The organism is Kaistia defluvii (assembly GCF_026343955.1).
Taxonomy (GTDB): Bacteria; Pseudomonadota; Alphaproteobacteria; order Rhizobiales; family Kaistiaceae; genus Kaistia; species Kaistia defluvii.
On record NZ_JAPKNI010000003.1, the window covers coordinates 238425 to 264652 of the forward strand.

27 protein-coding genes, 1 tRNA gene and 1 pseudogene are annotated in these 26228 nt (G+C 63.1%); 20 read left to right on the forward strand and 9 right to left on the reverse strand.

The window, feature by feature from the left end:
• Window position 1 precedes the first annotated feature (1 nt).
• Genes OSH10_RS09155 through OSH10_RS09165 form a run of 3 tightly spaced genes read left to right on the forward strand, consistent with a single transcriptional unit; the run spans window position 2 to window position 3747 of the window.
• Window positions 2–1120, forward strand: coding sequence for an ABC transporter permease (locus tag OSH10_RS09155; protein WP_245407713.1), 1119 nt, complete (start codon window positions 2–4; stop codon window positions 1118–1120).
• Between the two features lie 6 nt (window positions 1121–1126).
• Window positions 1127–2251 carry an ABC transporter permease gene (locus OSH10_RS09160; protein WP_029075197.1) on the forward strand — a complete coding sequence of 375 codons (1125 nt, stop codon included), beginning with the start codon at window positions 1127–1129 and terminating at the stop codon, window positions 2249–2251.
• Window positions 2248–3747 (forward strand): efflux transporter outer membrane subunit, encoded by a 1500-nt coding sequence (locus tag OSH10_RS09165; protein WP_266331355.1) that lies wholly within the window; start codon window positions 2248–2250, stop codon window positions 3745–3747. Before OSH10_RS09160 ends, OSH10_RS09165 begins: the two co-directional genes overlap by 4 nt.
• Window positions 3748–3796: 49 nt before the next feature.
• On the opposite strand, the gene OSH10_RS09170 is transcribed toward OSH10_RS09165, so the two are convergent.
• The 3 genes from OSH10_RS09170 to OSH10_RS09180 all read right to left on the reverse strand — a co-directional run bounded on the left by OSH10_RS09170 (window position 3797) and on the right by OSH10_RS09180 (window position 5760).
• On the reverse strand, window positions 3797–4285 hold the full coding sequence (locus OSH10_RS09170; protein WP_210162806.1) for a hypothetical protein: 489 nt from the start codon (window positions 4283–4285) through the stop codon (window positions 3797–3799).
• A 34-nt stretch (window positions 4286–4319) separates the two neighbouring features.
• Window positions 4320–4709 carry a hypothetical protein gene (locus tag OSH10_RS09175; protein WP_266331358.1) on the reverse strand — a complete coding sequence of 130 codons (390 nt, stop codon included), beginning with the start codon at window positions 4707–4709 and terminating at the stop codon, window positions 4320–4322.
• 442 nt (window positions 4710–5151) lie between these two features.
• Window positions 5152–5760, reverse strand: a complete 609-nt coding sequence (locus OSH10_RS09180; RefSeq protein ID WP_029075195.1) for a TetR/AcrR family transcriptional regulator — start codon at window positions 5758–5760, stop codon at window positions 5152–5154.
• Between the two features lie 311 nt (window positions 5761–6071).
• Between OSH10_RS09180 and OSH10_RS09185 the strand changes: the two genes are divergently transcribed.
• From OSH10_RS09185 to OSH10_RS09215, 7 genes and pseudogenes are all read left to right on the forward strand, one after another.
• The gene (locus tag OSH10_RS09185) at window positions 6072–7832 is read left to right on the forward strand and encodes a PHA/PHB synthase family protein (RefSeq protein ID WP_266331359.1); all 1761 of its coding nucleotides are present in this window, start codon (window positions 6072–6074) and stop codon (window positions 7830–7832) included.
• Between the two features lie 110 nt (window positions 7833–7942).
• A complete protein-coding gene (locus OSH10_RS09190) occupies window positions 7943–8386 on the forward strand; it encodes a phasin family protein (protein ID WP_029075193.1) in 444 nt (147 codons plus the stop codon).
• A 10-nt stretch (window positions 8387–8396) separates the two neighbouring features.
• The gene (gene phbB, locus OSH10_RS09195) at window positions 8397–9143 is read left to right on the forward strand and encodes an acetoacetyl-CoA reductase (protein WP_029075192.1); all 747 of its coding nucleotides are present in this window, start codon (window positions 8397–8399) and stop codon (window positions 9141–9143) included.
• 49 nt (window positions 9144–9192) lie between these two features.
• Window positions 9193–10620, forward strand: coding sequence for a bifunctional enoyl-CoA hydratase/phosphate acetyltransferase (locus tag OSH10_RS09200; protein WP_266331360.1), 1428 nt, complete (start codon window positions 9193–9195; stop codon window positions 10618–10620).
• A complete protein-coding gene (locus OSH10_RS09205) occupies window positions 10617–11819 on the forward strand; it encodes an acetate/propionate family kinase (RefSeq protein WP_029075190.1) in 1203 nt (400 codons plus the stop codon). The genes OSH10_RS09200 and OSH10_RS09205 overlap by 4 nt, the downstream gene beginning before the upstream one ends.
• Window positions 11819–12048 (forward strand): annotated as a pseudogene (locus OSH10_RS09210) (SDR family oxidoreductase); the annotation flags it as partial. The gene OSH10_RS09205 and the pseudogene OSH10_RS09210, both read left to right, overlap by 1 nt.
• Before the next feature lie 20 nt (window positions 12049–12068).
• Window positions 12069–13259, forward strand: coding sequence for a patatin-like phospholipase family protein (locus tag OSH10_RS09215; RefSeq protein WP_084639931.1), 1191 nt, complete (start codon window positions 12069–12071; stop codon window positions 13257–13259).
• A gap of 68 nt (window positions 13260–13327) precedes the next feature.
• Here the strand turns inward: OSH10_RS09215 and OSH10_RS22995 are convergent, their stop codons facing one another.
• Both OSH10_RS22995 and OSH10_RS09225 read right to left on the reverse strand, forming a co-directional pair.
• Window positions 13328–14548, reverse strand: coding sequence for an N-6 DNA methylase (locus OSH10_RS22995; protein ID WP_245576853.1), 1221 nt, complete (start codon window positions 14546–14548; stop codon window positions 13328–13330).
• Between the two features lie 504 nt (window positions 14549–15052).
• A tRNA-Leu gene (locus OSH10_RS09225) sits at window positions 15053–15139 on the reverse strand.
• A 399-nt stretch (window positions 15140–15538) separates the two neighbouring features.
• On the opposite strand from OSH10_RS09225, the gene OSH10_RS09230 reads away from it, so the two are divergent.
• Window positions 15539–16039, forward strand: coding sequence for a disulfide bond formation protein B (locus OSH10_RS09230; protein WP_266331361.1), 501 nt, complete (start codon window positions 15539–15541; stop codon window positions 16037–16039).
• Between the two features lie 56 nt (window positions 16040–16095).
• Here the strand turns inward: OSH10_RS09230 and OSH10_RS09235 are convergent, their stop codons facing one another.
• The 3 genes from OSH10_RS09235 to OSH10_RS09245 all read right to left on the reverse strand — a co-directional run bounded on the left by OSH10_RS09235 (window position 16096) and on the right by OSH10_RS09245 (window position 18267).
• Entirely contained in the window at window positions 16096–16911 is an 816-nt protein-coding gene (locus OSH10_RS09235; RefSeq protein WP_266331363.1) for a TrmH family RNA methyltransferase, read from the reverse strand.
• 30 nt (window positions 16912–16941) lie between these two features.
• Complete coding sequence (locus OSH10_RS09240; RefSeq protein ID WP_266331365.1) at window positions 16942–17499, reverse strand: HNH endonuclease; 558 nt, start codon at window positions 17497–17499, stop codon at window positions 16942–16944.
• A 114-nt stretch (window positions 17500–17613) separates the two neighbouring features.
• Window positions 17614–18267 carry an alpha/beta hydrolase gene (locus tag OSH10_RS09245; protein WP_266331367.1) on the reverse strand — a complete coding sequence of 218 codons (654 nt, stop codon included), beginning with the start codon at window positions 18265–18267 and terminating at the stop codon, window positions 17614–17616.
• Window positions 18268–18363: 96 nt separating this feature from the next.
• Here OSH10_RS09245 and gluQRS point away from each other — a divergent pair, with 96 nt between their 5' ends.
• A complete protein-coding gene (gluQRS, locus tag OSH10_RS09250; protein ID WP_266331369.1) occupies window positions 18364–19236 on the forward strand; it encodes a tRNA glutamyl-Q(34) synthetase GluQRS in 873 nt (290 codons plus the stop codon).
• Here gluQRS and OSH10_RS09255 read toward each other — a convergent pair.
• Complete coding sequence (locus OSH10_RS09255) at window positions 19215–20165, reverse strand: AEC family transporter (protein WP_266331370.1); 951 nt, start codon at window positions 20163–20165, stop codon at window positions 19215–19217. The two genes, gluQRS and OSH10_RS09255, sit on opposite strands and share 22 nt — an antisense overlap.
• A gap of 213 nt (window positions 20166–20378) precedes the next feature.
• Here OSH10_RS09255 and OSH10_RS09260 point away from each other — a divergent pair, with 213 nt between their 5' ends.
• The 8 genes from OSH10_RS09260 (at window position 20379) to OSH10_RS09295 (ending at window position 26180) form a co-directional block, all read left to right on the forward strand.
• A complete protein-coding gene (locus tag OSH10_RS09260) occupies window positions 20379–21212 on the forward strand; it encodes an SDR family oxidoreductase (protein WP_266331371.1) in 834 nt (277 codons plus the stop codon).
• A gap of 74 nt (window positions 21213–21286) precedes the next feature.
• Window positions 21287–21802 (forward strand): TspO/MBR family protein, encoded by a 516-nt coding sequence (locus OSH10_RS09265; RefSeq protein ID WP_266331373.1) that lies wholly within the window; start codon window positions 21287–21289, stop codon window positions 21800–21802.
• A 79-nt stretch (window positions 21803–21881) separates the two neighbouring features.
• A complete protein-coding gene (locus OSH10_RS09270; protein WP_266331375.1) occupies window positions 21882–22073 on the forward strand; it encodes a twin transmembrane helix small protein in 192 nt (63 codons plus the stop codon).
• Window positions 22074–22082: 9 nt separating this feature from the next.
• Window positions 22083–22655, forward strand: coding sequence for a cob(I)yrinic acid a,c-diamide adenosyltransferase (locus tag OSH10_RS09275; RefSeq protein ID WP_266331376.1), 573 nt, complete (start codon window positions 22083–22085; stop codon window positions 22653–22655).
• Between the two features lie 9 nt (window positions 22656–22664).
• A complete protein-coding gene (locus OSH10_RS09280; protein ID WP_266331377.1) occupies window positions 22665–23384 on the forward strand; it encodes a rhomboid family intramembrane serine protease in 720 nt (239 codons plus the stop codon).
• 104 nt (window positions 23385–23488) lie between these two features.
• Window positions 23489–24238: an electron transfer flavoprotein subunit beta/FixA family protein gene (locus OSH10_RS09285; protein WP_266331378.1), complete on the forward strand. Its 750-nt coding sequence runs from the start codon at window positions 23489–23491 to the stop codon at window positions 24236–24238.
• A 1-nt stretch (window position 24239) separates the two neighbouring features.
• Complete coding sequence (locus OSH10_RS09290) at window positions 24240–25175, forward strand: electron transfer flavoprotein subunit alpha/FixB family protein (protein ID WP_266331380.1); 936 nt, start codon at window positions 24240–24242, stop codon at window positions 25173–25175.
• Between the two features lie 123 nt (window positions 25176–25298).
• Window positions 25299–26180: a 3-hydroxybutyryl-CoA dehydrogenase gene (locus tag OSH10_RS09295; RefSeq protein WP_266331381.1), complete on the forward strand. Its 882-nt coding sequence runs from the start codon at window positions 25299–25301 to the stop codon at window positions 26178–26180.
• Window positions 26181–26228 lie beyond the last annotated feature (48 nt).

The following is a 26228-nucleotide window of genomic DNA, read 5'->3' on the forward strand; positions in this document are numbered from 1 at the left end:
CATGCGCCGCTTCGACCCAAAGCGTCTTTGGGCGCTGGTGCTCAAGGAAAGCCTGCAGGCGATGCGCGATCCATCCACGCTGTTGATCGCCTTCGTCCTTCCGGTCGTACTGTTATTTCTGTTTGCCTATGCCGTGTCGCTGGACGTGCGTGCGGTGCGCATTGGCGTCGTGCAGGAATCCGAATCCGCGTCAGCTCAATCACTGGCCGCCGCATTCGCCGGCACACGCTATCTGGACGTTACCTTCGCCCATGACCGGCGCGAGGTCGCTGACCGGGTCGTCTCCGGCAGCCTGCGCGGCTTTGTCGTGATTCCGCAGGATTTCGAGCAACGGCTGGCCAATCGTGGAGCTCAGCCTCTCGTGCAGATCATCACCGATGGCTCGCAACCCAATACCGCCAACTATGTCACGAACTATGCGCAGGGCGTCGTGCAGACCTGGCGGAACGGCCTTGGTGTCGAGGCATCCCCGGCAGGCGTAACACTGGAACCCCGCTACTGGTTCAACGCAGAGCTGGAAAGCCGCCGTTCGCTCGTACCCGGCGCCATCGCCATCGTCATGACCATCATTGGCACCATGCTGACCGCCCTCGTGGTCGCACGCGAATGGGAACGGGGCACGATGGAAGCGGTGCTTTCAACGCCCGCTTCTGTCGTTGAAATCCTCATTGGAAAGCTCTTGCCCTATTTTGCGCTTGGTATGTTGTCCACGCTTGGCGCCACGGTGCTGGCGGTCTTCGTGTTCGACGTGCCACTGCGCGGATCGCTGGCTGCTCTTCTTTTGCTTTCGGCCACGTTCATGGTTCCTGCGCTCGGCCAAGGGTTGCTGATCTCCTCTGTTACGCGCAATCAGTTTCTGGCTGCACAGATTGCACTGTTCTCCGGCTTTCTTCCGGCATTCATGCTGTCGGGCTTTCTCTATGAGATCGACGCCATGCCAGCGCCGATCCGGGCCATCACCTGGCTGATCCCGGCACGTTATTTCGTGTCTTCGCTGAAGACCATCTTTCTGGCCGGAGACATCTGGGCGGTCTTTGTGCCAAACCTCTTGGCGATGGCCGGAATCGGAATCCTGTTTTTCCTCCTGGCGAAACGCGCCACGCGCAAGAATCTGGAGTGAGAGGCCGTGGCGCAACACAATAGCTATTTCGCTTTCACCCGACTGCGGGCGCAGTTCATCAAGGAAGTCCTGAGCATCCTGCGCGACCCGCGCAGCCGGATGGTCGTGTTCGTGCCGCCACTGTTGCAATTGCTGGTGTTTGCTTTCGCCGCCACGCTTGAAGTGCGCAATGTCGATATCGCCGTGCACAATCAGGATGCGGGCCGCTGGTCGTATGAACTGATCACACGGCTGGACCGGGCCGAGTTCATTGCCAAAGTCCATCACGTGACCGACAGCCAGGCGTTGCGCCAGCTTATCGACCAGGGCAAGGTGATCGCGGCGCTCGATATCCAGCCAGACTTTTCGCGCTCCATTGCTGCCGGCGACAACGGTCGCATCCAGGTGCTGATCGATGGCCGGCGGAGCAATTCAGGGCAGATCACCACCGGTTATCTCTCTGCCATCGCTGCCGAGGTTGGAGCGGAGGCCAACGCCGACGCCGGTCCCGCAACGCCAGCGGCGGTGCGCAACTGGTTCAATCCCAATCTGACGTACCGCTGGTTCATCGTACCCGGTCTCTCCGGCATATTGGCCTTCTTCAGCGCGCTGCTTATTACCTCGCTGTCGATCGCCCGCGAACGCGAACTGGGTACGTTCGACCAGTTGCTGGTGTCACCGACCTCCACGCCGGAAATCATCGTGTCCAAGTCGCTGCCGGCGCTGGTCATCGGCACCATGCTCGGACTTCTGATGATGGCGGCAGCGGCCGGGCCGTTCCAGATTCCGTTTAACGGCTCGTTTGGGTTGCTTTTTGTCAGCCTGGTCCTGTTCATCCTGTCGGTGGTGGGCATCGGCTTGATGATTTCCGCGATCAGCGCGACCCAGCAGCAGGCCATCCTTGGCGCCTTCGCCATCGGCGTGCCCGCCGTTCTGATGTCGGGCTTCGCCACGCCGGTCGAGAACATGCCCACAGTGCTGCAATGGCTGGCGCAGGCGATTCCACTCACCCATTTCCTGATCATCGTGGAAGGCAGCTTTCTCAAGGCAATGTCGCCCGGCGATATTCTTGCCAGCCTTTGGCCATTGGCGCTGATCGCCCTGGTGTCGCTGACCATGGCCATCATCTTCGTTCGAGGACGTCTGCAATGAGTTTGATCCACTATCGCCAGTCAGAATCTTTGGCGGATCCGGGCGGACCTTCCTCTCGATGGCCGAATTTCATAGTATTGATCTTCGGCTGCACCTCGTTGACCGCCTGCGTCGTCGGTCCCGACTATCGCGTGCCACCTTCCATTGATACGGGCAGCGGCTGGACCCGGCCCGTTCCGAAGGCGCCTGCGCCAACGGACCTTACGCGCTGGTGGACAACACTTGGCGATCCTGAATTGGAGCGATTGGTCGACACCGCCCTCGCTGAAAACCTGGATATCCGCCAGGCGGCGGCGCGTATCGACGAAGCGCGCGCGCTGCGGGATCGGGCCGCTGGTCAGCAACTGCCCGCTGTTTCCGCGGGCGCTAGCGTGAACCGGCGTCGGCAAAGTGAAAATGGCCCGCTGCCCATTGGCGTCATTCCCGGCCTCGAAGCGTCGCAGACAATCTACGATGCCGGTTTTGACGCGGCCTGGGAACTCGACCTGTTCGGCGCCAATCGGCGGGCGTTGGAAGGCGCAAGCGCCCGCTTGCAGGCAACGGAAGCCGAAGCGCTGGGCGTTCGCATGCGGATCGCGGCCGAAGTCGCCCGCACGTGGTTCGAGGCGACCGGCGCCAGAGAGGAATTGCGTACGCAGCAGGCGACGGTCGCAACCCTGCAACAGACCCTGGACCTCATGCGCAGCCGTGCCGCTCTCGGCGACGTTTCCGGTGCCGACGTGGATGCAGCCTATGAGCGATGGGCCGCGGCCAGTGCCATGCTACCAGGCATCGAGGCTCGACAGCGCGGGGCGGTGCTCGGTCTTGGCGCCCTGCTCGGCTCACCGCCGGAACGGGAACTAAAGCTGCTCGATACCGCCGCGTCGACCCTTACACTGCCGGCGCTGCCCGTGGGCGAACGTGCCGACATATTGCGTCGCCGCCCCGATATTCTGGCAGCCGAACGGCGGCTGGCCGCCAGCACCGCCGATATCGGCGTGACTACCGCGGAGCTGTTCCCCAAGCTGTCCATTGGCGCTGGGGGCGGATTCCAGGCGCTCAGTCCCGGCGACTGGTTCGACTCATCCAGCAGCCGCTTCTCCATCCTCCCACTCATTTCGTGGCGATTGTTCGATGGAGGCCGTGTGCGCGCAGAGATCCGTGCCCGGAAGGCTGCTCAGCGGCAGGCCGCGCTGGGCTATGAGCAGGCCGTACTGACAGCGCTGGGCGATGCGGAGCGCACTTTGGGCGACTATGAAGCGGGACTGGATGCGCTTGCACTTCGTCAAGCGGCGCTGGAGGCGTCACGCCGCAGCTTTCGTCATGCTGAAACGCGCTTTACTGCCGGCGACATCGCGCGAGTTGAATGGCTTGCGGCCCAGCGTCTCCTGCACGAGGCCGAAATTGCAAATGTGCGTGCGCAGACGACAGCTGCCGTTCAGTTGGTAGCATTGTACAAAGCGATCGGAGGCGGCTGGAGTGCGGCCGAAGTAACCTCATCCACCCCCATTTCGTAACAGGTTCGGTGGTCGACTTTTGGGCAGCGATGTATTGTCGGCTACCATTCTACAGTATATTGTCGTTGCCGTGACGCGGCATCTCCTTCCCAGGACAATCGGGATTATTTGATCTCGAACCAGTTTCCGTAATTGGCGAAGTTGAATAAGCACTGCGCGCGACCAATGCGACAATGCTCACGATACACCAAAATGTGGTCCGCAGGCTCATGGCAACGAGAGTTCGCATTTCGTAAGCGCCACCCTGGAAGATCCACACACCAAAGCCAGCAAAGACTATGACAGTAGCAACAGCTACAGAGACCGCGGATGCAGGCGCCCATCTGCTTCGCAACATCAAACCAATCCCGATGATGATGTATGTAAATCCAGCAAGAAAATTAAAATATAAGACGAATGGTACAATTTTCTCGCTAGATTCGATTATCCCATGAAGACCGAGAATAGCGTTTCCACCCGAAACGACCGTGGCTATTCCAAATAGAATTGCCGCTACACCGGAGGCTTTTATAGCCACATTTATTCTATGTTTAGACATCGACCTCGCCCCATTCGCTCTTGTGAAGCGTAGCCTATCGTTCCAACTTGAAGAGCTGCTCGCCAGCCCTCATGCCGATATATCCATTGTTGGATCGCACCAATTGCACGCACCGCTCGGGAAGCAGGGTGCCGGGTTTGAGGCATAGGCCATCTGGCGTCGCTCTCCATTTCGGAGACAATTCCACAGGCCCGCCGGTCATCTTGCCTTTGCCGTTTTCAAAAAGGACAAGGGTGGTAACGCGGCCATCGTCCATCGTCATCTTCCACGGACGCCCGTCCGTAATATTGTGGGCAGGCGACATCTGCTCTGCCATTACAGGGGCAACCGAAATCCCCATCACAAATGTTGTGAACACTGAAATTAGTAGCACGAAGCGATTTACTTGACCGCTTCGGCGATAATTAATCAGGGCGTCCTTCATTTATATCTACTCCAGAGGTTGCAGAGGCCCATCGTCAGCATGGCGCTCTACACTCACGCCAACCCACGATTCCTTGGGCGGTCGATCAAAGCGTCCTTGGATAACTCCCAACCGTTTGGCGACAGCTTCGGTCGTGAGATCCGTAGAATCTTGTTTGCGGGCAAGGTCAACGACGGTTTGGACCGTCGCTTCACGTCGGTCACCCGGGCGAAGACGAGCTTGCCGACGGACCATATATGCCGTCATTAGAAAGTAACTTATTACTATCTAATGACGGCGCGATTTGTCAAGTGTGCCCAGTCCGGAGCAGGAAAGCTCTCCTGCCCTAGCCTTCTATGGCAGTAGCGAAGAGAGGATCAGCGGCAGCCCGAGACCGGACGCAAAGGGCGTTGCCGAGTAAAGGTTGACGCTGGTGCGCCTTAACCCCGGAAGCAGAGAGCTTTCATTGCGCAGCTTCAATGCCACGGCGATAGATGGCATACACGGCTGGGGCGTCACGGCGAATCCGACTAACCTTGCCGGCCAACAATGACTGCATGACCAATCCCTGAATGGTGCCGATGAACAACACGGCCGCGGCATCCACATTCAGTTCCGCATTCAGTTCGCCTTGCGCCTTGCCTGCTTCCATCAGGCGACGCAGCCGCTGTTCGTACTGACGGATCAAGGTCTGGACCATTCGCTTCGGAAGGGTCTCGCCCGGTCGTTGCAACTCCCCGAACAGCATTCTTGGCACACCCGGGTGCCTTGCCACGAAATCGATGTGCGTCATGAACATGGCTTCGAGGGCCGCCGCTGGGGTCGCCGCGCCTTCGGCCGCCTTGTCCACGCGGGCCAGCAGGCGTTCACTGACCCAGGACATGGTTGCTTCCAGGATCGCGTCCTTGGTGGGGAAGTGGCGAAACAGCGCGCCCTGCGTCAAGCCCATTCGATCCGCAATTGCGGTGGTCGTAATCTCGGCCGGGTTTTGCTCGGCCGCCAGATCCACAACGGCCTGTACGGTGGCGGCTCGCCGTTCTTCGGCGCGCAGGTATTGAGGGCGTTCGTTCACTGTTCAGATCTCCACATAGTGAGTGATGTATTACTTCAATAATCGTCAAATGTCTTCCCGGAAGAAGGTCAATCTGACGATTCGGGACAGAACGAGCGAGGCTGTGATCATAGGTAACGGTGGTCTGGTTCGGCTTGGTTCGATGCGTTGCGACGTCACTTGCGTGGAAAGTCGCTGAGCGCGACTCGGCGGCGTCAGCCAGAAACCCGCGCGTGCCGATGCCCCAGAAGAACTGTCGTCGGCGACGTGGGTTGCACATTCGCGCAAAGACGATTAGATAGTAATATGTCACTTACTAAACGGGGCTGGTGATGAACACTGCTGCCATGATTGACAAGCCCGCGTCGGCATCGCTTGAAAGCGCGCCCCCCGATGCCTTGGATGCGGTTGCTAACGCCTTGCGGGCACGTGGCACTGGCGGGTTGTCGCCGGCGGCGGGCTTGTTGGCGTGGTATGACTGGGCGCTGCACCTGAGTCTTTCACCGGGCAAGCAGCGCAACCTGCTGGAAAAGGGGCTGCACAAGCAGCAGCGACTCGCGCGTTATGCAGTGCGCGCGGCAAGTGCGCACGACTGCCCGACTTGCATTGAGCCGCTGGAGCAGGATCGGCGCTTCGCCGATTCTGCTTGGCAGCAATGGCCCTTCAACGTGATTCACCAGGGCTTCTTGCTGCAGCAGCAGTGGTGGCACAATGCCACCACCGGCGTGCGCGGCGTGTCCCGCCATCACGAGAGATTGGTCACTTTCGCCGGGCGGCAGTGGCTGGACATGTGGTCGCCTGCGAATTTCATTTGGACCAACCCCGAGGTGCTGCGCGCCATCGCGGATAGCGGTGGCGCCAACCTGTGGCGCGGTGCGATGAACTTCCTCGATGATGCGCGGCGTCTCGCGCTGAACGATGCGCCAGCAGGGGTCGAAGGGTTCGAGGTTGGCAAGGACGTGGCGGTCACACCAGGAAAGGTGGTGTACCGCAACCACCTGATCGAACTGATCCAATACACACCCACGACACCTGATGTGTATGCCGAGCCGGTCCTGATCGTGCCATCCTGGATCATGAAGTACTACATCCTCGACCTGTCGCCGCACAACTCGATGGTGAAGTATCTGGTCGACCAGGGGCATACGGTTTTCATTATTTCATGGAAGAACCCGACCGCAGCCGATCGCGACCTCAGCCTGGACGACTACCGGCGTTTGGGGGTCATGGACGCGTTGGACGCGGTCACGGCCATCGTGCCTGAGCGCAAGGTGCAAGCCGTCGGCTATTGCCTGGGCGGTACCTTGTTGGCGATCGCTGCTGCTGCGATGGCGCGCGATGGTGACGAACATCTGCAAAGTTTGACGCTGCTAGCGTCTGAGACCGACTTTCGTGAATCTGGCGAGATCGCGCTTTTCATCGACGAGAGCCAACTGGCGTGGCTCGAGGCCGGCATGTGGGACAAGGGCTATCTTGACGGCAGGCAGATGGCTGGCGCGTTCCAGATGCTCAATTCGCGTGACCTGATCTGGTCACGACAGGTTCGCGAATACCTGTTGGGTGAGCGGCAAGTCTTCAACGATCTGATGGCCTGGAATGCCGACGTGACCCGCATGCCGTATCGCATGCACAGCGAGTACCTGCGGCAACTGTATCTGGGCAACGATCTGGCAGAGGGACGCTATCAGGTCGACGGGAGGCCGGTGGCGCTCGCCGACATCGACGTGTCCATGTTCATCGTCGGCACGGTGCGCGATCACGTCGCTCCTTGGCCCTCTGTGTACAAGATGCACCTGCTCAGTGATGCGGAGTTGACCTTCGTGCTCACCAGCGGTGGGCACAACGCCGGCGTGGTCAGCGAGCCGGGGCATCCCCGGCGCAGCTTCCAGATTGCCACCCGTGCCGCCGGCAAGCGCTACGTCGATCCGCAGATGTGGCGCGCCGAGACGCCTTTGCACGAGGGTTCCTGGTGGCCGGCCTGGCAGCAGTGGTTGGCGCAGCGCTCGGCCGGGCGCGTAGCGCCACCTGCCATGGGCGGCAGCACGTACACACCACTTGGCGACGCGCCCGGGACATACGTGGCAATGACGTGACATGGCCATCCGCGGCGGAGACAGAGCCGCCGCGGTTCAATCGGGTCACCTCGCAAGGAATGGTCCATAGCCGCCCCCAATGGGGCACAACGTGACCGTGGAGCACTGCAATGAACAGCGAACTGCCCATCCAACTCTACAAAGCCAACGCCGAGCTACAGCTACAGATCACTCGTTTGCTGCAAGAAAGCGGACATCGCTGGCTAGAAGCCATGCAACAGCTCAGCGCTGGCGGCGTAGAGGAAACCACTGCGCGCATCCAGAGGCTTCAGCAGGCGGCAGACTGGCAGGCGCTCGCGACCTTGCCATCCGAGGCGTTCCGGTGCCTGTATCAGGGCCGCGTTGGCGATGCCCAAGCAATCGCTCAAACCGCCACCAGGGGCCAGGCCGCCTTTGTCGATGGCCTGCGCCAGGCGCTCGCGACCTGGCAGGCGTCTGTCTCCGAGACACTTGGTGCTAGTGGTGACGCTGCTTCTTTTGCGCAGCTTTTTCAGCCATGGACACAGCCCTGGTCTGCACCAGCCGCCACGCCCAAGAGCAAGGCCGAAAAGTGAGGAGGTCGCCATGAGTACCTCTCAGCGAACAGCCCTGGTGACCGGAGGCAACCGGGGATTGGGCGCCGCGATCGCCCGTGCTCTGCACGACGTCGGCCACCGCGTAATCGTGACACATACGCCGGGCAACACCACGATTGACCAGTGGCAGCAAGCGCAAGCAACACAGGGTTATACATTCGCCGCCTACGGGGTGGATGTGTCCGAATACGAATCGACGCAGCAACTGGCGCGGCGCATCCACGCCGATGGTGATCGGATCGACATTCTGGTGAACAACGCCGGCATCACCCGCGATGCCACGCTGCGCAAGCTCGACAAGGCCGGCTGGGATGCCGTGCTGCGCACCAACCTGGACTCCCTGTTCAATGTCACCAAGCCATTCATTGATCCGATGGTGGAGCGAGGTTGGGGACGCATCGTAAACATTTCTTCGATCAATGGCAGCAAGGGCCAGTTTGGCCAGACCAATTACTCGGCTGCCAAGGCCGGCGTGCATGGATTCACCAAGGCGTTGGCGCAAGAGGTGGCGCGCAAGGGCGTGACGGTCAACACCGTCTCGCCTGGCTACCTGGCCACCGAGATGGTGATGGCGGTGCGCGAGGACGTACGCCAGAAGATCATCGATGCGATACCAGTCGGCCGCCTTGGTCAGCCGGATGAGATCGCAGCGATGGTAGCATTCATCACGAGTGATGCCGCTGCCTTCATGACCGGCAGCAACGTCGCCATGAACGGCGGTCAGCACATGTACTGATACGCGGGGAAGCTACGCTTTAACCGCAGAGCTGGCGCATCGGGAACCTGTGTTCATCAACACTGAGGCAGACTTGGATCAATCTCTACTCAGGAATCGCACCTTCGACGACCTCACGATCGGCGAGAGTGCTTCCCTCGTGCGCGTCGTTGGCCGCGACGACATCGATCTTTTCGCCACCGTGTCCGGCGATGTAAATCCCGCTCATCTCGATCCCGTCTTCGCGTCGACCGATATTTTCGGACATATCGTCGCTCATGGGATGTGGACCGGCGCGCTGGTCTCGGCCGTGCTCGGCACGAAGCTGCCGGGCCCGGGCACGATCTATCTCGAGCAGGATCTACGCTTCCGCAAACCGGTCTCCCCCGGAGATACGATCACTGTCACCGTCATCGTCCGGGAGAAGTGGCCGGAGCAGCGCATCGTCGTACTCGACACGCGCTGCGCGAACCAGCGCGGCGAGGAGGTATTGAACGGCTCGGCGACCGTGTTAGCTCCGGACCGCACCGTCGAATGGCCGCGCGCGAAGCTCCCCGACGTTGCACTGGTACGGCGTCACCGATACGAGCATTTCGTCAACGAGGCTCGCGCCCTGCCAGTGCTCAAGGCAGCGATCGTCCATCCTTGCTCGCCTGATGCCATACTTGCCGCGGTGGAGCTCCGTAACGAGGGTTTGCTCGAGCCGCTTCTCGTCGGGCCCGAGGCCAAAATCAGGGCTGCGGCTGAGGAGGCCGGCGTCTCGCTTGATGGTATCCCGATCGAAGCCGTCGAGCACAGCCACGCGGCTGCTGCCCGCGCCGTCGAGCTTGCCGCCGGCGGTCGCGTCGCCACGCTCATGAAGGGTAGTCTGCATACCGACGAACTGCTCGGAGCGGTTATCGCCGAGAATTCCGGACTGCGGACAGATCGTCGCGTCAGCCATGTCTATGCGATGAGCGTGCCCGCCTACTCGAAGCCGCTTGTCGTTACCGATGCGGCGATCAACATTCAGCCGACTCTCGATCACAAGCGCGACATCTGCCAGAATGCAGTCGACCTTCTGCACACGCTCGGCGTCGTCGAACCGCTCGTTGCCGTCCTTACTGCCGTCGAGACCGTCAACTCCCGCATGCCATCGACGCTCGACGCCGCCGCGCTGACTGTCATGGCGGCTCGCGGCCAGATCACGGGCGCACGCGTCGATGGGCCGCTCGCCTTCGACAACGCCATCAACTCCGACGCAGCGCGCACCAAGGGTATAATCTCGCCGGTCGCCGGTCAGGCAGATATTCTGCTCGTACCGGATCTCGAGGCCGGAAACATGCTGGCGAAGCAACTGATCTATTTCGGCGGCGCGGACGCAGCCGGGCTCGTGCTCGGCGCCCGCGTGCCGATCATCCTGACGAGCCGAGCCGATTCCTTGCGCACCCGCATCGCCTCCGCTGCCCTTGCCAAGCTCGTCGCATTTCGCCGGTCTCAGGAAGTAAAACCCGCATGAGCCAGCGCATGCTTGTCACGTTCAACGCGGGATCGTCCACGGTGAAGCTCGGCCTGTTCGCCCTCGAAGGGGATGGGGCGCGGCGCATCGGGAAGGGAATGATCGACTTCCACAAGCCGCCCCTTCAGTTTCGTCTTCTCGAGGGACAGGACAGGTTCGATGTGGCGCTTGAATCCGACCCTGCCGCCGAACTGCATGAAGTGCTCGGCGAGGCCTTCCGCCGGCTGTCCTGGCACTACGATATGGATCAGATCACCGCCGCCGGCCATCGCATCGTTCATGGCGGCGACACCTTCGCCGGACCGATCCGGCTCGACGACACGGCGTTCGAAACCTTACAAGCCCTGACGCCGCTCGCGCCGCTGCATCAGCCGCAGGGGTTGCGGCTCGTCCGCGCGATCAGCCGCTTGCGACCCGGGCTGCCGCAAGCGGCCTCTTTCGACACAGCTTTCCATCGCACCCAGACGGACCTCGTTCGTCGCTTCGCGATCCCGCGCGCCCTGCATGACGAAGGTGTGAAACGCTACGGTTTCCATGGACTTTCCTACAAGTTTATCGCAAGCGAAATTGCGAAAAGCGAGCCCGAACTCGCCGGCGCGCGCGTCGTGGTCGCCCATCTTGGCAGTGGCGCCAGTTTGTGCGGATTGGCGGGCGGCCGCAGCTGCGACACCAGTATGGGCTTCTCCGCCCTGGATGGGGTTCCGATGGCGACCCGCTGCGGCGCGCTGGATCCTGGCGCTGTTCTACATTTCATTATGCAGAAAGGCATGAGCCCGGCCGATGTCGAGGATCTGCTCTATCGTCGCTCCGGGCTCCTCGGCATCTCCGGGATCAGCGCCGACAGTCGCGAATTGATCGAAAGCGCTGCCCCCGAAGCCGCCGAGGCGCTTGAACTCTTCTGCTTTCGCATCGCCGGCGAAATCGCCCGACTCGCGGCCACGCTCGGCGGGCTCGACGCTGTCGTCTTCACGGCGGGCGTGGGCGAAAATCAGCCGCCGGTGCGCGCCGCGGTCGCGCGTCGTCTCAGCTGGCTCGGGCTCGAGCTGGACGAGGCCGCAAACGCCGTCAATGCCCGGTCGATTGGCGCCGCAGGCGCGCGCGTCAAAATACTGGTCATCGCGACGGACGAAGAGAGCGTCATCGCCGACGAGGCGCTGTCGGTTCTGCGACCTGACAGCGCCGCTGTAGAACGCTTGTGATGTCCCCCATCGTCGACCTCTCGGGCAAACGCGGGCTCATCATCGGCATCGCCAATGCACAGAGCATCGCCTCCGGCTGCGCTCATGTCTTTCGTCGGTGGGGGCGGAACTTGCAATCACCTATCGCAATGACAAGGCGCTGCCTCATGTGGAGCCGGTCGCGCGCGCAACGGACGCGACGACCTTCGCGCCCTGCGACGTGCGCAGTCCTGGACACCAACTTGATGCTCCGGGCAATTAGGAGTGGGAATGAGCAACATTTTCCGTGCGCTCGGCCGTCTATCGTTCGTCGTCATCGCCATGACGATCCTTGCCGCCTGCAGTTCTCTTCCGCGGACACAGTACACCGCCAATGACGCGCTATCCTCGCGTGTGCTCGACCTCAACGATCTGCGGAAATATGCGGACGAGCCAGTATCGACGTTCTCCAATGAAGCGCGCATGCCCCTTCGTGCTGGCTCGCATAGCTATCTTGCGCTATCCGGAGGCGGTGCCGACGGTGCCTACGGTGCCGGCGTCTTGAGCGGCTGGGCCGCAGCCGGCACTCGCCCGCAGTTTTCAGTTGTTTCGGGGGTGAGTACCGGCGCATTGATTGCGCCGTTTGCATTTCTTGGGTCTACCTACGATGCCACGCTGAAAGAAATATACACCAGCGGCATAGCGGAGAGCCTTCTCGGATCGCCAAGTATTACGAATGCCCTTTTTAGATCGGGCGTGTTTGGAAATACGCGTCTGCGCGAGCTCGTCGCTCATTATGTTGACCAGCGTATGCTCGCAGCAATTTCTGCCGAGCACGCTAGGGGCAGAAGGCTTTTCATTGTAACCACCAATCTCGATACGCAACGCACGGTGATCTGGGACATGGGGCGAATTGCTTCGATTGGATCAACTCAGGCTTTGAACCTGTTTCGGGACGTCATTGCCGCATCGGCAAGCATCCCGGTGGTATTCCCACCTATCCTAATCGACGTTGAGGCAAATGGGCGTCGTTTTGAGGAGATGCATGCGGATGGGGCCGTGATGACGCCCGTACTGACGTTACCGGATGCATTCCTCTTACGGAATGGAAACTTCAGCCGAAATCTACATATAGACATCTATATCTTGATCAACAACAAGGTTGACCCAGATTTTCAAGTGGTGCGGAACAACACTGCGGATATCGCTGCGCGGAGTTCTGCCTCGCTCACAAAGAGGCAAACTCGGTCTATTCTATACGACACCTTTGACTTCGCCCGGCACAACAAGCTTGGGTTCAACCTGACCTACATCGACGGGAATGTTCCGTCACCTGCCTCGCCTGACTTTGATACAGGCTATATGCGGTCTCTTTATGAGTACGGTTATGAAAAGGCGAAAACCGGTCCGTTCTGGGAGAAAGCGCCACCATCGAATGATCGTCCTCTGAATGGCGGCCGCGAACAAAGGGTTGGAATGTAGCGAGCCGGAGACCGTCGACAAAGCTGTTTGGTGTGAACTCGGGCTGGCTAAGACATCAAACACGCAAATCAGCTTTGCTCGGCTCGCATGCACTCGCGATGTCGGGCTAACCGTCGACGATGGCCATCTGTTAGCGGAATGGGGGAATGCCAGCGCAGTTCGGCACGCGCTTGCTCGCTGAGGCTGGCCGAGAACTCGGGCCTGCCCTGGTCGTCAAATGTGACGAGCGCACGGTCGAAGGCAGCATCCCACAGCGCCGCTCGGCGTCGCTTTCGCACGCGCTCCACGGCACGATGTGCGAGGCTCGCAGCAGCGCCGGGTCGGAGATCCCCGTCAGGCCCCGCATACGGCCCACCTTTCGTCTTCGGCAACAGAAACGCCGACACGTTGAGATCGCATGCCGTTTCAAGTTGCCATGCGACTGCACCTTGCTTGGTCAGCGCACGTAGTCTTGCAGACTTGGCTTCAATCTCGTCGACGGTATTTTCCGGCATAGCGCGAAGCGCCTCGAAATCGCGCGTGACGTCTCTTGCACGGCTGAAACCGGAGCCTTCGGCGATACGATCTTTTTCTGCTTTCTCCAGGTTGTTCTTTCGGGCGTAGTATCTTGCTACCTCTTTGTTGTCGCCGGCGAGCTCCTTGAACGCAGCATCCGGAATACCCTGCTCCAGCACCTTTAAATCGAACACGCCAAAAAGAGAGTCGCCGCAACGGATCTGCGCATCGAAGAAGCCAAGCAGAAGGCCAGGGTCCACCGTCTCGATCCAGAGAGCGACCTTGGTGAGTTCAACCGCCATCGGGTTGCGATCGACACCATAGATGCAGCAGCGGGTGACATCACGCAGCGCATGTCGGAAATCTGCAAGCGAGGGTGTGCCCTCCGCTCGAATGCGGGCAAGACGAGTAGCGATTCGGCGGGCAGCGGCTAGCAGGAAGTGGCCCGATCCGCAGGCGGGGTCGATGACGCTGAGCTTCAACAAGGCTTGGGCTGGGTCGGCGGCTTCCGCCTCTGTCTTGTCGCGAATAGGATCGAGCGCTGTGTCGAGGAGTGCCTGCACGAGGCTGTCCGGCGTGTAGTAGGAGCCGGTGGTTTTGCGCTGGTTACCCTTCTGCTCAGTGGCTTCCGAGGCGAAGGTGAGCGTCTTGCCGTCGTCGCCAAGCTGCGGCTGGAGTTCGAGCAGAGATTCATAGACCGAACCCAGCTCCTCGGTTTCCATCGCGCGCCAGTTCACCGGCACCATGCCGGTTTTTTCGGATATCCGACCAGATTCTGCCGGGAATGCGGACATGAGGTCCACGTCGTCACCAAGACTGAGGACGCTGACGGCATCCTGCTTCTGCCGAGAAACATCGACGATGCGCCCCTCGATGATCAGGAGGGGGGACGCCGCGGGTTATCTGACCGCTACGGGAGACGGGGATCCCGACTACGCCTTCACTGGTGAGATCGAGAGCTATCCGGAGGATTGGCGCGAGGAGCGCAATGGCATCGAGCGGCTTCGGGCTAACAGGAAACGCCGGATGCCTCAGATGGTCACGGTGGCTCCCGACGGGCGGTACGATTCATCCGGGAAGAGCTTCTGGTTCATAGGCGATGCCGCCGTTCGGCTGACGAGCAGCATCACTCGTTCCAGATGATGGCCGCGGCCGCGGTCAATCACCTCGCTGGCTTAGTGGCCGAGACCCAATGGCGCGAGATCCAATGTCTCAGCCGATACAAGCCGTCGGTCGAGCTGGGTCGGCCCGTTCGCGCCAATCTGCTGGATGTTGTGAATCGGAGCCGGGATCAAAGATGGTGCGGGCGGTCGGACTCGAACCGACATATCCGTGAAGATGGTGGATTTTGAATCCACTGCGTCTACCAATTCCGCCACGCCCGCACACCACCGCCGATCCTACCCCAGGTTTCGGCTCCTAGCCGGCTCCTAGACTATTTTCGGCGATTTTCCTACTCGCCTTTGCCACTCTGTCAGCCCGTTGAAAATACGACGGTTTCAACTCGTCGTGATTTTCTGTGGATTGGTAGACAAACCACTTTTTGAGTCCGGCGCGTCTACCAGTTCCACCACGCCCGCAACGCGCTGGCCAGTGGCCTGCGACGGCGCGACTATAGTCAGGCTTGCGCCAGAAGCAACGGCGTTTTCGCGCCTATGCCCAATTGTCGGGCCCTCGCGCACGAGGCGCTATCCCCACCGCACGCGGATGTGAAATACCGGGACGTCGACAGTTTCGATCCCGCCGGGCTAGAAGCAGACCGCATCGATCAAAGCGAGACCTGAATGGCCGATAGTTCTTCCCGCCGCCTGCCGCTTGCCGTCCTCAGCTTCGGATTGGGCCTCGCGGCGATCCTCGGCGCCTGGGGCTTCCAGATCTTCGGCGGCTATGCGCCCTGCAAGCTCTGCCTCGAACAGCGCATCCCCTATTATCTCGGCCTGCCCGTCCTGCTGGTCGCGATCCTGCTGCTTTTCGCCCGCAAATCCGAGGGGTTCGCACGCGCGCTGCTCGTCCTCGCCGGCCTGATCTTCCTCGCCGGCCTCGGCCTCGCCCTGTATCACGCCGGCGTCGAATGGAAGTTCTGGCTCGGACCGGCCGATTGCGGCGGCGGCCTCGCGACCACCGGCAATGCCGGCGACCTGCTGGCGCAGATCGGCAAGACCAAGGTGGTGAACTGCGGCGAGGCGGCGCTGCGCGTGCTCGGCCTGTCCTTCGCCGGCTGGAACGCCGTCGTCTCGGCCGTCATCGCCGCCGCCCTGCTCCGTGCCGGCCTGCGGCGGGCCTGAGGCAGACCTACCGCCCTTCACCTCTCCCTCAGGGAGAGGTGAAGGTACTTCCCGCTCTACTCGTCGTCGCCCGCCGCCTGGGTCAGCTGGTGCAGGACGATGCCGCTCGTCGTCGCGACGTTGAGCGAATCGACTCCCGGCGCCATCGGGATCCGCACCGTCCGCGTGCGGGCGAGCACGGCGGCGTCGAGGCCGGGCCCCTCGGTGCCGAGCAGCGCCGCGACGCGGGGCGGACGCTTCAGCTCCGCCAGCCGATATTCGCCATTCGGGCTCAGCGACACCGCCGTGAAGCCATGCCGCTCCAGCAGCGCCACGACATCCTCGTCCGGCGCCAGCCTGGCATGCGGCAGGGTCAGCGTGTTGCCGACCGAGACCCGGATCGCCTTGCGGTAGAACGGGTCGCAGCATGGCGCATCGAGCAGGATCGCGTCGGCGCCGAAGGCCGCGGCGTTGCGAAAGATACCGCCGAGATTGTCGTGGTTGGAAATGCCCATCAGCACGACGACGAGCGCCCTGCCCTCGAGGCCGGCCAAGAGCGCGTCGGGGACAGGCGCGGGCGCCCGGTGGCCGAGCGCGAGAATGCCCCGATGGATATGGAAGCCGACAATGCCGTCGAGCACCGCCTGGCTGGCAACATAGACCGGCACCTCGTCCGCCAGGCGCTCGGTGATGGCGGAGAGGCCGTCGACGCGCTTTTCATCGAGCAGGAGCGAGACCGGCTGGTGGCGCTCCGACTGGACCAGCGTCTGCAGCACCACTTCGCCCTCGGCGATGAAGTGATCGTCGCGGCCGACCAGGTCGCGCTCGCGAACGGCGCAATAGGGCGCGATGCGCGGGTCGGCGGGATCGGTGATGCGGATCAGTTGCGGCAAGAGTCGGACAATGGCTGCGAAAGGGTGGGCTTACGGGTCCAGTTCCGTATCCCAGTAGAGATAATCGAGCCAGCTGTCGTGCAGATAGTTGGGCGGGAAGGCGCGGCCATTGTTATGCAGGTCGGAGACGCTGGGCTGGAACGGCTTCTGCCGCGGCCACATGCGCGCATCGGCCGAGGTCAGGCTGCCCTTGCGCAGATTGCAGGGCGAGCAGGCGGCGACGACATTTTCCCACGTCGTCTGGCCGCCATGGGCGCGCGGGATGACGTGGTCGAAGGTCAGATCCTCGCGGGTGCTGCAATACTGGCACTGGAAGCGGTCGCGCAGGAACACGTTGAAGCGCGTGAAGGCGGGATTTCGCGTCGGCGTCACATAGCTCTTCAACGAGACGACGCTGGGCAGCCGCATCCGGAAGGAAGGGCTGCGAATGTCGATGTCATATTCGGAGACGATGTTGACGCGATCGAGGAACACCGCCTTGATCGTATCCTGCCACGACCAGAGCGAGAGCGGGTAATAGCTCAGAGGCCGGTAGTCGGCATTGAGCACAAGGGCCGGGTGGGCGCCGGGTGACACGGCTATCGTCAAGACATGGGCTTCCTCTGTTGAGACGTGCCGAACCTCGAGATTGCCCAAATAGTCTATAGGCTCTGTGTCATCCTTGTGAAGCCAATGAAACGTTGACGTTTGCGTGCGCGACGATCAGACGTCGGCTGTGGCAAAAATGCGTTTCAGGAAGGCGGCACCTGCGGCAAGTCCGGCCTCGTCGATGCTGTGCCCCAGGGCGGGCCGCTCGATCGAAGCCACCGCGAAACCGGCATCGCGCAGCGCCTTTTCCGTCTCCTGGAGGGCGGCGACCGGGATGACCTCGTCCAGCGCGCCATGCACCAGCAGGATCGGCGGCCGGCTCCTCGTCTCGGCCTTCAGCCGCTCGACGCCGGCGATGCGACCGGAATAGGCGACGATGCCGGCCATTTCGCGCGGCCGGCGCGGGCCGACCTGCAGCGCCATCATCGTGCCCTGGCTGAAACCGACCAGCGCCAGATCGGCGTCGGTGAGGCCGAGCCTCTCCAGTTCGGCGTCGAGAAATTCGTCCAGCTTCGGCGCGGCGGCGGAAGCGCCCTGCCAATATTCATGCGCATCGCGCACCGAAAGCCGGAACCACTGCCGCCCCATGCCCCAGTCGGACGGATCGGGCGCGTCGGGCGCCACGAAATAGGCGTCGGGAAACAACGGCGCCCAATGCTTGCCGATATCGATCAGGTCGTGCCCGTCGGCGCCGACGCCATGCAGCAGGACGACGAGCTTTTTGGCGGGACCGCCGGAAAGCGGGGCAAGGCGCGGACCATCGAGCATGGAAATTCCCGGTTAGGCAGGCGAACGAATCTGCCGCATGCTAGCAAGTTGCCGCCCTGTTTCGCCATCCCGCACGACGTCGCGCCCATTTCCGCCATGACCCGCACCTTCCGCTTCGCCCCGAGCCCCAATGGCGACCTGCATCTCGGCCACGCCTACTCGGCCCTGCTCAACGGCGATCTCGCGCGCGAGGCCGGCGGACGCTTTCTGATCCGGATGGAAGACATCGACGTGACGCGGTGCCGGCCGGAATTCGAAGCGTCGAGCCTGGAGGATCTCGCCTGGCTCGGGCTGACGTGGGAACAGCCGGTGCGCCGGCAGTCGGAACATTTCGATGCCTATGCCGCGGCGATGGATCGCCTGAAGGCGATGGATCTGGTCTATCCGAGCTTCCTGAGCCGGGCCGAAATCCGCGCCGCGACCGCGGATCCGGACTGGCCGCGCGATCCCGATGGCGCGCCGCTCTATCCGGGCTTCGATCGGGATCTGTCGGCCGAGGCGGCGTCGGCGAAGATCGCCGCCGGCATGCCCTATGCCTGGCGGCTGAAGATGGACGCGGCGCTCGCCCGCGCGGGCGCGCTGACCTTCCAGGAGGCGGGTCGGGGCCCGGACGGCGAGACGAGCACGGTTGCCGCCGATCCCGCGCGCTGGGGCGACGTCGTCATCGCGCGCAAGGAGATCCCGACCAGCTATCACCTCTCCGTCGTCGTCGACGACGCGCTGCAGGGGATCAGCGATGTCGTGCGCGGCGAAGATCTCTTCCACGCGACCAGCGTGCACCGTCTGCTGCAGACGCTGCTGGACCTGCCGGAGCCGCGCTACCGCCACCATGGCCTGATTCGAGATGCGGCCGACCGGAAGCTTTCGAAATCCGAAGGGGCGACCGGACTCCGCCAGCTTCGCCAGGCGGGCATGACGCCGGCCGATATCCGGGCACGGGTCGGGCTTCAGCCGACGCCCAGCACATAGAGCCAGATCGTCACCGTGAAGAGGCTGAGCAGGGTCGACAGCGAGACCGCGCTGGCCGTGCTGGCAACGCCGGCCTTGTAGTGGTTGGCGAGCAGATAGGCGTTCACGCCGCAGGGCATGGCGGCAAAGACGACGGCGACGCCGGCCCAGACCGGCGGCATCGGCAGGACCTGAACCAGCGCCAGCACGATCAGCGGATGCACGATCAGCTTCAAAAAGCTGATGACCAGCGAGGCATGGATGTCGCCGGCGAAGCCGTAGCGCCGCAGCGCGAGCCCCATCGAGATCAGCGCGCAGGGAACGGAGGAAGCAGCCAGCATCCGCACCACCTCGCCGGCCGGACCCGTGGCATGGATGCCGGCGATCTGGCCGATGGCGCCGGCATAGATGCCGAACAGGATCGGATTACGCGCCAGCGCCTTCAGCAGCCGCGTCAGCGTGGCGCGCGAAATGCCGGACTCCGAACCTTCGGCGAACAGGGTCGCGGCCGTCGTCATCACCGGCAGATGGATGGCGATCAGCAGGAACAGCGGCACCGCGCCCTCGTTGCCGAAGGCGTTGAGGATCACCGGCACGCCGACGAAGACGGTATTGGACTGGCCGGAGGCGAAGCCCTGCATCACCGCTTCGACATGCGCCCGGCCGAACACCCGCCGCGCGATCAGGAAGCCGATGCCGAACACGATGAAGGCACCGGTGAAATAGGCGATCCAGTAGCCCCAGGGCTGGCCGCCCTCCGGCATCTTCGATTCCGACAGCGTCTTGAAGATCAGCACCGGCACGGCGATGCCGAAGACATATTCCGACAGGCCGTCAGCGGCGCGGTCGCCCAGATGCTTGGTCCAGCCGGCGAGATAGCCGACGAAGATCAGCCCGGCGATCGGCAGCACGATGAAGGCGATCTCGGCCAGCCGGCCGAGGATCAGCATGCGCTTGACCCCGGCAGGGCAGACACGGGGAAGACGCAGCGGGACATGGAAACCACGATGTCGGTGGGGCTATCGGCCGACAGTAGAAATCTCCGCCCGAGCGGTCAACCACAACCGCACGCGACCATCCTGCCGCTTGGCTCCTCCGCCCCGCCCTCTATAGTCCGCCGGCCACCCGAAGGCGGCGGACCACCGCGAGCAGCAAGGAACAGCATGACGGACGCCCGATCGATCCTCGTCACCGGCGCTTCGTCCGGCATCGGCCGCGACGCCGCCCTGACGCTGAAGGCAAGGGGCTGGCGCGTCTTCGCGACGGCCCGCAAGCCGGAGGACCTCGCCGCCCTGGCCGAGGCGGGGCTGGAGGCGCTCTCTCTCGACTATACCGACGAGGCCTCGATCCATGCCTGCGCCGACGCCGTGCTGGCCGCGACCGGCGGCAGGCTGGATGCGCTGTTCAACAATGGCGCCTATGGCCAGGTGGGCGCCATCGAGGATCTGACCACCGACGTGCTTCGTCGCCAGTTCGAGACCAACGTCCTCGGCTGGCACACGCTGACCCGCCGGATCGTGCCGGTGATGCGCACGCAGGGCCACGGCCGCATCGTCCAGTGCTCGTCGATCCTCGGCTTCGTCGCCGGCAAGTATCGCGGCGCCTATGTCGGCTCGAAATTCGCGCTCGAAGGACTGACCGACTGCCTGCGGCTGGAGCTTGCCGGCTCCGGCATCCAGGTGTCGCTGATCGAGCCGGGTCCGATTGCCACCCGCTTCACCCAGAACGCGCTGGCGAACTTCCACGCGACCGTCGATGTCGACGCCTCGCTGCATCGCGAGGAATACCAGTCGCAGCTCGCGCGCATGCAGGGCACGCGTCGTCCCTCGCGCTTCAAGCTCGGGCCCGAGGCGGTCACCGCCGCCCTGCTGCATGCGCTCGAGAGCCCGCGTCCCCGGCTGCGCTACCGCGTGACCGTGCTGACCAAGGCGGCGGCGCTGATGAAGCGGCTTTTTCCGGCCCGCCTGATGGATGGGTTGATCGCCCGCAATTCTTGAGCCTGAATGTCGGGGTCCGGGAACCGGAACGCCGGATGCGCGTAGAGTGGGCAGATGAAGCAGGGTGCGCCGCCATGAATTCCCTTTCCGCCGAATTTCGTTCGCCGCAGTTCTGGCTGTCGCCCGGCTCGCTGGTGCGGCTCGTGGTCAGCCTCGCCATCTGCTTCGCCGCCGCCGCGCTCGGCTCGTGGCTGACGCTTCCCAGCATCCCGACCTGGTATGCCGGTTTGACGAAGCCGTTCTTCAGCCCGCCAAACTGGGTCTTCGGGCCCGTCTGGACTCTACTCTACGCGATGATGGCGATTGCCTTCTGGCGCGTGTGGACGCTCGGCCGCGGCACGGCGCTGCAGGTTGCCGTCCTCACCTTCGCGGTCCAGTTGGCGCTGAATGTCGCCTGGTCGGGCGCCTTCTTCGCCCTGCACATGCCATGGCTCGCCCTGATCGACATCGTCGCGCTGCTGCTGGCGATCATCGCCACCATGGGCGCTTTCTCCCGGATCGACGGCCTCGCAAGCTGGCTGCTGGTGCCCTATCTCGCTTGGGTATCCTTTGCCACCGCGCTCAATGCCGCGATCTGGTGGCTCAATTGAGCGCAGGCAGCGGATATGGCGAGGCGGCAGGGATCGAGCGTATAAGGTCGGATCGCCCCGATTCCTGAAGCATGAGCCGATGAACAGCTTTTTCCATTACCTGATCCCGATCGCGCTCGCCGCCGTGGCCATCGTGCTGCTGCTCGGGCTGTTCAACATGCTGCGCGGCGGGTCGCCGGAGCGCTCGCAAAAGCTGATGCGCATGCGCGTGATGCTGCAGTTCGCAGCGGTCGTCATCATGATGGCCGCCCTGTATTTTTCGGCCCGCTGAGGCATATCGATGGTCGCGCTCAACCGCATCTATACGAGATCAGGCGATGACGGCACCACGTCGCTCGTCACGGGTGAGCGCCGCGCCAAATCCGATCTGCGCGTCGAGAGCTACGGCACGGTCGATGAGACCAACGCCCAGGTCGGCGCGGCGCGTCTCTATGTCGGCGACGATGCCCTGGTCGATACCATGCTGGCGCGTATCCAGAACGATCTCTTCGATCTCGGCGCCGATCTGTCGACACCGGAATCCGGGCTGAAGCCGGGCCGCGAGGCGCTGCGGATCATCGATGCGCAGACCGACCGGCTGGAAGCCGAGATCGACCTGCTCAACGCCGAACTGAGCCCGTTGCGTTCCTTCGTGCTGCCCGGCGGCTCGCCGGCGGCGGCGCATCTGCATATCGCCCGCACCGTGGCGCGCCGCGCCGAACGGGTGATGGTCGACCTCGCCTCGCACGAAGCTGTCAACCCGGCGGCGATCCGCTACGTCAACCGGCTGTCGGACTTCCTGTTCGTCGCTTCCCGTTACGTCAATGATCGCGGCGCCACGGATGTCCTGTGGGTGCCGGGCCAGAACCGCTGAGGAACGGGCATGTTCGTCCCGTTCCACGACCAGAATCCGCTCCGCTACATCCGCTTCCCCTGGGTGACGCGCGGCCTCGTCGTGCTGAACTGCCTGATCTTCCTGATCTACCAGCGCGCCGGCAATGCGGACGCCGAAGCTGCCTCGGTGATGGCCTTCGGGCTGATCCCGTCGACGCTGGCCGGCATCCATATCCGCACGCCCGGCCTCTACCACGCGCCGGAATATCTGACCTTCATCACCTCGTCCTTCCTGCATGGCGACATCTGGCATCTCGCCGGCAACATGCTGTTCCTCTGGGTCTTCGGCGATAATGTCGAGGATGCGATGGGGCATATCCGCTTCATCCTGTTCTATTTCCTTTGCGCCATCGGCGGCGGCCTGGCGCATGTCATGGTCGAGCCGGGATCGGACATCGCGCTGATCGGCGCATCCGGATCGGTCGCCGGCGTGATCGCCGCCTACCTGGTCCTCCATCCCCGCGTAAAAATCTGGATCCTGCTGCTGTTCCGCGTGCCGATCCGGCTCCGCACCGTCTGGGTGCTCGGTTTCTGGATCCTGCTGCAGGTCTATAATTTCGCCTTCGGGGCGCCGGGCGAGATCTCCTGGGCGGCCCATCTCGGCGGCCTGCTGATGGGCACGGTGCTGGTTCTGTTCTTCCGCCGGCCGGGCGTTCCGCTGCTGGCGCGGCAAGTGGACGAGGAAATGCCGGTCGACCCGGTGATTTGACCGCTTCCAGCGTGCATCGCTTGCGTTGACTCAGGGAGAACCCGCCGGTACGGTCCCGCGCCAAACGCTCCGCAAATCGCTGCAGCGAAAGGATAATCGTCGAGATGAAGATCCTCGTGCCCGTCAAGCGGGTGGTCGACACCAACGTCAAGATCCGCGTCAAGGCGGACGGCACCGGCGTCGACCTCGCCAACGTGAAGATGTCGATGAATCCGTTCGACGAAATCGCCGTCGAAGAGGCGCTTCGCCTCAAGGAAGCCGGCAAGGCGACGGAAGTCGTCGTCGTCTCGATCGGTACCGACAAATCGGCGGAAACGCTGCGCACCGGCCTCGCCATGGGGGCCGACCGCGCCATCCTGGTCAAGACGGATGCCGCAAGCGTCGAGCCGCTGGCCGTCGCCAAGCTGCTGAAGGCGGTGATCGCGAATGAGGCGCCCGGCCTGGTCATCCTCGGCAAGCAGGCGATCGACGACGATTCCAACCAGACCGGCCAGATGCTGGCCGCCCTGCTCGGCTGGCCGCAGGCGACCTTTGCCTCAAAGGTCGCGCTCGGCGACAGCTCGGTCGACGTGACGCGCGAAGTCGATGGCGGCCTCGAGACGCTGCGGCTCAAGCTCCCGGCGATCGTCACCACCGATCTCCGCCTGAACGAGCCGCGCTACGCATCGCTGCCCAACATCATGAAGGCGAAGAAAAAGCCGCTCGACGAGACCAGCCCGGAGACGCTCGGCGTCGACGCCAGCCCGCGCCTTACCGTTCTGAAAACCGTGGAGCCGACGGGCCGCACCGCCGGCGTCAAGCTCGGCACGGTGGATGAACTCGTGGCGAAGCTCAAGCAGGCGGGAGTACTCTGAGATGGCAACGCTGATCCTCGCGGAACATGACGACGCGCATCTGAACGAGGCGACCGCCAAGACCCTGACCGCCGCCCTGGCGCTCGGCCAGCCGGTGGACGTGCTCGTCGCCGGCCAGAATGCCAAGGCCGTGGCCGACGCCGCCGCCCAGCTTACTGGCGTGCGCAGCGTGCTGCTCGCCGATGGCGAAAGCCTCGCCAATCGCCGCGCCGAGCCGTTGGCCGACCTGATCGTCTCGCTGGCCGGCCAGTATGACGCGATCGTCGTCCCGGGCACCTCGACCGGCAAGAACGTCGCGCCGCGCGTCGCCGCCCTGCTCGACGTGATGCAGATCTCGGAAATCACCAAGGTCGTTTCGCCCGACACCTTCGAGCGTCCGATCTATGCCGGCAACGCCATCGAGACGGTGCAGTCGAGCGACAAGACGCGCGTCATCACCGTGCGCATCGCCGCCTTCCCGGCCGCGGCTGCGGGCGGCAACGCTCCGGTCGAGACCATCGCCGCTCCCGGCGACAGCGGCCTTTCCAGCTTCGTCGGAGCGGATCTCTCCGTCTCCGACCGGCCGGAACTCGCCTCCGCCAAGGTGATCGTCTCGGGCGGCCGCGCGCTCGGCTCGGCCGAAAAATTCCAGGAAGTGATCGCTCCGCTCGCCGACCAGCTCAAGGCTGCCATCGGCGCCTCGCGCGCCGCGGTCGACTCCGGCTACGCCCCGAACGACTGGCAGGTCGGCCAGACCGGCAAGGTCGTCGCCCCGGATCTCTACATCGCCATCGGCATTTCCGGCGCGATCCAACATCTGGCCGGCATGAAGGACTCGAAGGTCATCGTCGCGATCAACAAGGATGGCGACGCGCCGATCTTCCAGGTCGCCGATTACGGCCTCGTCGACGATCTCTTCACGGTGGTTCCGGCCCTCACCAAGGCGCTCGCGAACTAAGCCTTTACCAACGCCGGTTGACAATCTCGACGGCCGTGCTTCGACTGACCTCCGGTCATCGGGCACGGCCGAACTTTTTTGAGCAAGATTTCGGATTCTGGAAGACAAAGGAGCCCTTGGGGCATGAGCACCGCGATTAAGACGATCGGCGTCATTGGAGCCGGTCAGATGGGCAATGGTATCGCCCATGTGAGCGCGCTTGCCGGCTACGAGGTCTTCATCCACGACCTCGCCGAGGAGCGTGTCCGCAAGGGGCTTGCCACCATCGACGGCAATCTCTCGCGCCAGGTCCATTCGGGCCGCATCACCGAGGAAGACCGCAAGGCGGCGCTCGCGCGCGTCAAGCCGGCCTTCGGCGTCGACGATCTCGGCGATTGCGATCTCGTCATCGAGGCGGCGACCGAGGACGAGTCGGTCAAGCGCAAGATCTTCGCCGGCGTCTGCCCGGCGCTGAAGCCCGATGCGATGCTGGCCACCAACACATCCTCGATCTCGATCACCCGCCTCGCCTCGGCGAGCGACCGGCCCGAGCGCTTCATCGGCATCCATTTCATGAATCCGGTTCCCGTGATGCAGCTTGTCGAGCTGATTCGCGGCATCGCCACCGGCGACGAGACCTTCGAGGCGGCCAAGGGCTACGTGGCGGCGCTCGGCAAGACCTCGACCGTCTCGGAGGATTTCCCGGGCTTCATCGTCAACCGCATCCTGCTGCCGATGATCAACGAGGCGATCTACGTCCTCTATGAGGGCGTCGGTTCGGTCGACGCGATCGACACGGCCATGAAGCTCGGCGCCAACCACCCGATGGGCCCGCTGCAGCTCGCCGATTTCATCGGCCTCGACACCTGCCTGTCGATCATGCAGGTGCTGTATGAGGGACTGGCGGATTCGAAGTACCGCCCCTGCCCGCTGCTGGTGAAATATGTCGAGGCCGGCTGGCTCGGCCGCAAGACCAACCGCGGCTTCTACGACTACCGCGGCGAGCACCCGGTCCCGACGCGCTAATCCCGTCGATCCGGCAAGAAGGCAAGCCCCTCACCCAACCCTCTCCCG